The sequence below is a fragment of the Mesorhizobium sp. genome (assembly GCF_024509055.1).
Taxonomy (GTDB): domain Bacteria; phylum Pseudomonadota; class Alphaproteobacteria; order Rhizobiales; family Rhizobiaceae; genus Mesorhizobium.
In genome coordinates this window covers 1-5,010 of the sequence record NZ_JANINM010000099.1, presented here as the reverse complement: position 1 = coordinate 5,010, position 5,010 = coordinate 1, and the positions used below count along the sequence as shown (strand labels likewise).

The 5,010-nt window shown below is 61.7% G+C and carries 5 protein-coding genes; 3 read left to right on the top strand and 2 right to left on the bottom strand.

What is annotated here, in order from left to right; all coding sequences use genetic code 11:
* Positions 1–37: 37 nt before the first annotated feature.
* Positions 38–1,714, bottom strand: coding sequence for an extracellular solute-binding protein (locus Q0L57_RS05960; RefSeq protein ID WP_296739424.1), 1,677 nt, complete (start codon positions 1,712–1,714; stop codon positions 38–40).
* A 283-nt stretch (positions 1,715–1,997) separates the two neighbouring features.
* Between Q0L57_RS05960 and ugpC the strand changes: the two genes are divergently transcribed.
* The 3 genes from ugpC to rbsK are packed head-to-tail and all read left to right on the top strand — an operon-like array spanning position 1,998 to position 4,470.
* Positions 1,998–3,056 carry a sn-glycerol-3-phosphate ABC transporter ATP-binding protein UgpC gene (ugpC, locus tag Q0L57_RS05955; protein WP_296739421.1) on the top strand — a complete coding sequence of 353 codons (1,059 nt, stop codon included), beginning with the start codon at positions 1,998–2,000 and terminating at the stop codon, positions 3,054–3,056.
* A 27-nt stretch (positions 3,057–3,083) separates the two neighbouring features.
* The gene (locus Q0L57_RS05950; RefSeq protein ID WP_296739418.1) at positions 3,084–3,536 is read left to right on the top strand and encodes an RbsD/FucU family protein; all 453 of its coding nucleotides are present in this window, start codon (positions 3,084–3,086) and stop codon (positions 3,534–3,536) included.
* A gap of 4 nt (positions 3,537–3,540) precedes the next feature.
* Complete coding sequence (rbsK, locus tag Q0L57_RS05945) at positions 3,541–4,470, top strand: ribokinase (protein ID WP_296739416.1); 930 nt, start codon at positions 3,541–3,543, stop codon at positions 4,468–4,470.
* Positions 4,471–4,595: 125 nt separating this feature from the next.
* On the opposite strand, the gene Q0L57_RS05940 is transcribed toward rbsK, so the two are convergent.
* Complete coding sequence (locus Q0L57_RS05940) at positions 4,596–4,799, bottom strand: hypothetical protein (RefSeq protein ID WP_296739413.1); 204 nt, start codon at positions 4,797–4,799, stop codon at positions 4,596–4,598.
* Positions 4,800–5,010 lie beyond the last annotated feature (211 nt).

The window sequence follows — 5,010 nt, the reverse complement described above, 5'->3', positions numbered from 1 at the left end:
GGGGGTGTCACCGGGCCGCGACCTTCGGTGCGGCAGCCTACATGCCAAGCGAGGCTTTGTAGAGCTTGATCTGGTTCTCGCGGCCGATCTGGTCGGTGAGCTTCTCCCAAGCCGCTGCAATCGCGTCGGCGCCTTCTTGCGCCTTCATTTTGCCGGCAAAGGTGTTGGCCAAGATGTCCTCGGCAGCGCTGTAATACTGGAAAATGCCGGGGATGCGCGGTTCGACGCAGCGGTTCGGATGATTGTAGCTTCCAAACTGCGAATTGAGATAAGAGGTGATGTAGTCCTTCTGATAGCCAGCAGCCACCCATTCGTCGATATGCGAATGGCTATTTCTGTGCACCTGGAAGCCGGAGGGATACATCACACACCAGATCGATAGATCCTTGCCGCCAAGGTGGGCCGCGGCCGACCATGCCGCCTTCTTCTTCTTCTCGTCCTTCTCGACGCGCGCCATGACATAGATGCCCCAGCCGAGATAGGCGCAGTTCGGCGCGACGTTCGGCCCACTGGCGAGCTTTTCCCACTTACCGGTCTTGGAGTTGTAGACATCATCCGAACCAGGAAGGATGTCGAAGCCCAGCTCGTCGCCAATGACCGCTGTGTCGCTGGTCTTGGCCACTTCGCCGATGTCGCCCCACCAGGTGATGGCCGAACCCACGCCAGCCAGGAATTGCTGGAATCCGGTGGTGCCGGGGTCGGCATTGATCTGGTCGGCTGGCTGGTAGGGTAGAGAATCCACCACGTCCTGAATGGCCCGCACCCAGGCAGGGTTGTTCACTCTGGGTTTCATGGTGTCGACATCGAACAGCCACGCCGGATCGTCGGGATGCTTGGCATAGGCGGTGGCGCGGTCTTCCAGGAAGTAAAAGCCGAAACCACCCCAGCCCTTCGGCGGATCGAGGAAGCCATAGACGTCCTGACCCTTCACTTTCTTGCCCTTGAGGAATTTGGTGGCTGCTTGCATTTGCTGCCAGGTCTTGGGCACGCCCCACTCCGCAAGACCGGCCTTGTCGCCGCTGTCGGCCTTCCACGCCTTGGCAAGATCGGCGTCGGAGAAAACATCCGTGCGGTAGTTCAGATTGTGGCAATCCCCGTCGATCGTGACGCGATAGGTCTTGCCATTCCAGGTCCCGACCGGGGGCTTCAGATAATCAGAATAGTCGTCGACCTCGATCTGCTTCTTGACCCAGTCGGGCATTTCGGAAGCCAGGCCCTTGCCGCAGACGTCGCCTTCAAAGGGAGCGCCCATTTCAAGTATGTCGAAATCGACGGTTCCAGTGGCAATCGACTGTTGCAGGCGGGCGTTGTAGTCGGCCTGGGCGAGGTCGATCCAGTTGATCTTGGCACCGGTATAGGCTTCCCAAGGCTTCAGGAAGCCACGGAAAAGAAAGTTATGCAGATTCTGATTGTTGAGACCCATGAAGGTGAGCTCGACACCAGCGAATTCGCCCTCCTTCACACTGGCCTTCGTGCCGCCGAGGCAAAGTTCACCGACCTTCTGCCAGTCCGCGTCTGTCGGCGATCCCTTGCCGACGCCGGGGATCTGCAGAATTTGTGCTCGCAGATTGTCAGCGGCGGAAGCTGGCCGCGTCAACGCGCCGAGCCCGGCGCCGGACGCCGCGGCGATTGCCGCCATGCTGGCCGCGCCCTTCAGCACATCGCGGCGGGTCGCTCCCGCACGGACCAATTTTTCGTAAAGACCGACTCTCATCTACCGTTCCTCCCAGGACAACAGTTGTGAATTGAATGCCAATCTCTCTCGGACGCCGAGACGTCTGCGGTTCTCCTCGAAATAAAAACGGGGACGTGGGACCCCACCCTGCGTCGCCTGGAGCTCCGATTTTTGGTTGAAAGCACCAGCAGTCGGATTGGCATCTACCACTATTCGCGTAATCGATTACCCTGTCAATAAGAATGACTTTTTATCTATAAGAGACTGACTTGCCCTTGCCGTTGGCAATGGCTAGCTTCACCGCAAATGATAAGGGGGGACGATGGCTCAAGTCGCGATCAGCAGTGTCGCCAAGGCGTTCGGAACCGTCAAGGTCCTGCATGAGGTCAGCATCGACATTGCCGACGGGCAGTTCGTGGTGCTGGTCGGTCCTTCCGGGTGCGGCAAGTCCACGCTGCTGAGAATGGTGGCCGGGCTGGAAACCGTTTCCGGCGGGACGATCGCCATCGGCGACCGGATCGTCAACAACCTGCCGCCGGCCAAACGCGACATCGCCATGGTGTTCCAGAACTACGCGCTCTACCCGCACAAGACGGTCGAGCAGAACATGGCCTTCGCGCTGAAGCTGCGCGGCACCGATCCGGCCACGGTCGCGGAACGGGTCAAGCGCGCGGCCGACATCCTCGACCTTGCCCCCTATCTCAAGCGTTATCCACGTCAGCTTTCCGGCGGCCAGCGCCAGCGTGTCGCCATGGGCCGCGCCATCGTGCGCAATCCGCAGGTGTTCCTGTTCGACGAGCCGCTATCCAACCTCGACGCCAAGCTGCGCGTGCAGATGCGCACCGAGATCAAGGAACTGCACCAGCGGCTGAAGACCACCACGATCTACGTCACGCACGACCAGATCGAGGCCATGACGATGGCCGACAAGATCGTGGTGATGCGCGACGGCCGCATCGAGCAGGTCGGTGCGCCGCTCGACCTGTTCGACCGTCCTGCCAATCTGTTCGTCGCGGGCTTCATCGGCTCGCCGGCCATGAATCTGCTCAAGGGCACGGCCAGGAGGGGCGAACGGCCCGTCATCGACATTGCCGGCACGGCGTTTCCTATGTCGGCCGGCAGTGCCGCCGAAGACGGGCTAGCCGTCGTCTATGGGGTGCGGCCGGAGCATCTGGAAATCCATCCCGACGGCGTTCCCGCCACGATTTCGGTGGTGGAGCCAACGGGCTCGGAAACCCTGGTTTTCCTGCGCTTCGGCGAGGGCGAGATGGTGGCGCTGTTTCGCGAGCGCCACGACTTCAAGCCAGGCGATATGCTGAAACTCAGGCCACGGCTGGATCAAGTACACCTCTTCGACGCCGGGACGGGCAAGCGTCTCTGATCTCAAACGGACCTTAAGAGGGAAACCATGCTCAAAGGGATCGATGCGCTGCTCAACGCCGATGTACTCCAGGCGCTGCGGGCCATGGGCCATGGCGACGACCTGATCATCGCCGACACGAATTTCCCGTCGGACTCCGTCGCCAGGCAAACCGTGCTCGGAAGGTTGCTGCGCATCGACGCGCCGGCGGCCGAAGTGGTGAAGGCTGTGCTGTCGCTTTACCCGCTGGACAGTTTCGTCGAAGACGCCGCCGCCCGCATGGAGATCGTCGGCAAGCCGGACGAGATACCGCAGGTGCAGAAGGAGGTGCAAAAGGAGATCGACAAGGCAGAGGGCAAACCCTGGCCCATGATCTCGATCGAGCGCTACGCCTTCTACGAGCGCGCCAAGAAGGCTTATTGCGTCATCCAGACTGGGGAGCGTCGCTTCTACGGCTGCTTCGCCTTCCGCAAGGGCGTCCTTCCGCCGGATGCGGAGTAAGGGGATGGCCGCCGGCAAGCCAGTTGTCATCCTGGGTGTGTTCGTCGCCGATACCGCTTACCGGGCCGACCGCCAGCCGCGCATGGGCGAAACCATCCTCGGCAATTCGTTCAAGCTCGGACCGGGCGGCAAGGGCTCCAACCAGGCTGTGGCCGCCGGCAAGCTTGGCGCCGACGTCACGTTCCTTACGCGGCTGGGCGTCGATGCATTTGCCGACATGGCCAAGCAGACCTGGAAGGCGGCAGGCGTGAAGAGCTCCGTGATCGACACGCCCGACAGCTATACCGGCGCTGCCTACATCTTCGTGGAAGAAGGCACCGGCAACAACGCCATCATCGTCAGCCCGGGAGCTGCGATGCTGATCTCGCCAGCCGACATAGAGACACATGCCGATCTGATCCGGTCGGCCGGCGTCTTCGTCACCCAACTGGAACAGCCGATCGAAGCGGCCCTGGAGGCACTTGAGATCGCGCGGAGAGCAGGGGTGACTACCATCCTGAACCCGGCGCCGGCCGCCAGCCTGCCTGACCGCATCTATGCGCTTTGCGACTACGTTACGCCCAACGAGACCGAAGCCGAGGAACTGACCGGCATCAAGGTGTCGACCGTCGACGACGCCCGCCGCGCCGCCGACAGTCTGCTGGCCAGGGGCGTGGGCACTGTCATCGTGACGCTCGGCGAAAGAGGCGCGCTACTGCACAGCGCTGACTGCTCAACCCATGTCGCCGCCGTCAATGCCGGTCCGGTGGTGGAAACGACGGGGGCGGGCGACGCGTTCAATGGTGGCCTCGCGGCTGCGCTTGCCAAGGGCGTCGAGCCGCTCGAAGCGGTGCGCTTTGCCTGCGCGGTAGCGGGTATCTCGGTGACACGGCCAGGGACTGCGCCGTCGATGCCGACGCTGGGCGAGGTCGAGGCGCTGCTGGCCAGCAGCTAGGCCCACCATCCTGATGGCCATTGCTTACGAAGCTCGACCGCTTAAGCCATGGGGTTTTCCGGTTTTCGCTCCGGGAAGCTGACCGGCAGACTCTCAGTGATACGCCGACGCGATTCGTGGCGCCGCTAAAGGATCTTGCTCGTCAGCTCCAGCATCGTCGTTGCGCCATGCTCGCTGCCTGGCACATGCACAACGCGCACGACGCGAAGGTCCCTCTTTGATCCTTCCAGAGCTACCGACACGCTTTCGCCAACGCGCGGCAATTCCTGGAAGGCCAGTTCATTTACGTCCTTGGCGTCGTCGATGGAAACGCGGCATGTCACAGACATCGGTCTCTCCCGTCTCTCTGCCCTTGGGCTGAACGGGGAGAGTAGCGGAATGGTTCCGACCAAAGTTCATGCAAACGGCTGGCTCAGCATTGCCGAGGCCACATCGTTGGATGATGGCTAAGCCATTGATAGGAGCGCTTTATTGAAAGCCTTTGAGAAAAATGGCGCGAGTGACGGGGCTCGAACCCGCGACCTCCGGCGTGACAGGCCG

Excerpts from the sequence above, each read along its gene's own strand:
- ugpC (WP_296739421.1), top strand. The coding sequence starts at position 1,998 with ATGGCTCAAGTCGCGATCAGCAGTGTCGCCAAGGCGTTCGGAACCGTC.
- Q0L57_RS05960 (WP_296739424.1), bottom strand. The coding sequence starts at position 1,714 with ATGAGAGTCGGTCTTTACGAAAAATTGGTCCGTGCGGGAGCGACCCGC.
- Q0L57_RS05940 (WP_296739413.1), bottom strand. The coding sequence starts at position 4,799 with ATGTCTGTGACATGCCGCGTTTCCATCGACGACGCCAAGGACGTAAAT.
- Q0L57_RS05950 (WP_296739418.1), top strand. The coding sequence starts at position 3,084 with ATGCTCAAAGGGATCGATGCGCTGCTCAACGCCGATGTACTCCAGGCG.
- rbsK (WP_296739416.1), top strand. The coding sequence starts at position 3,541 with ATGGCCGCCGGCAAGCCAGTTGTCATCCTGGGTGTGTTCGTCGCCGAT.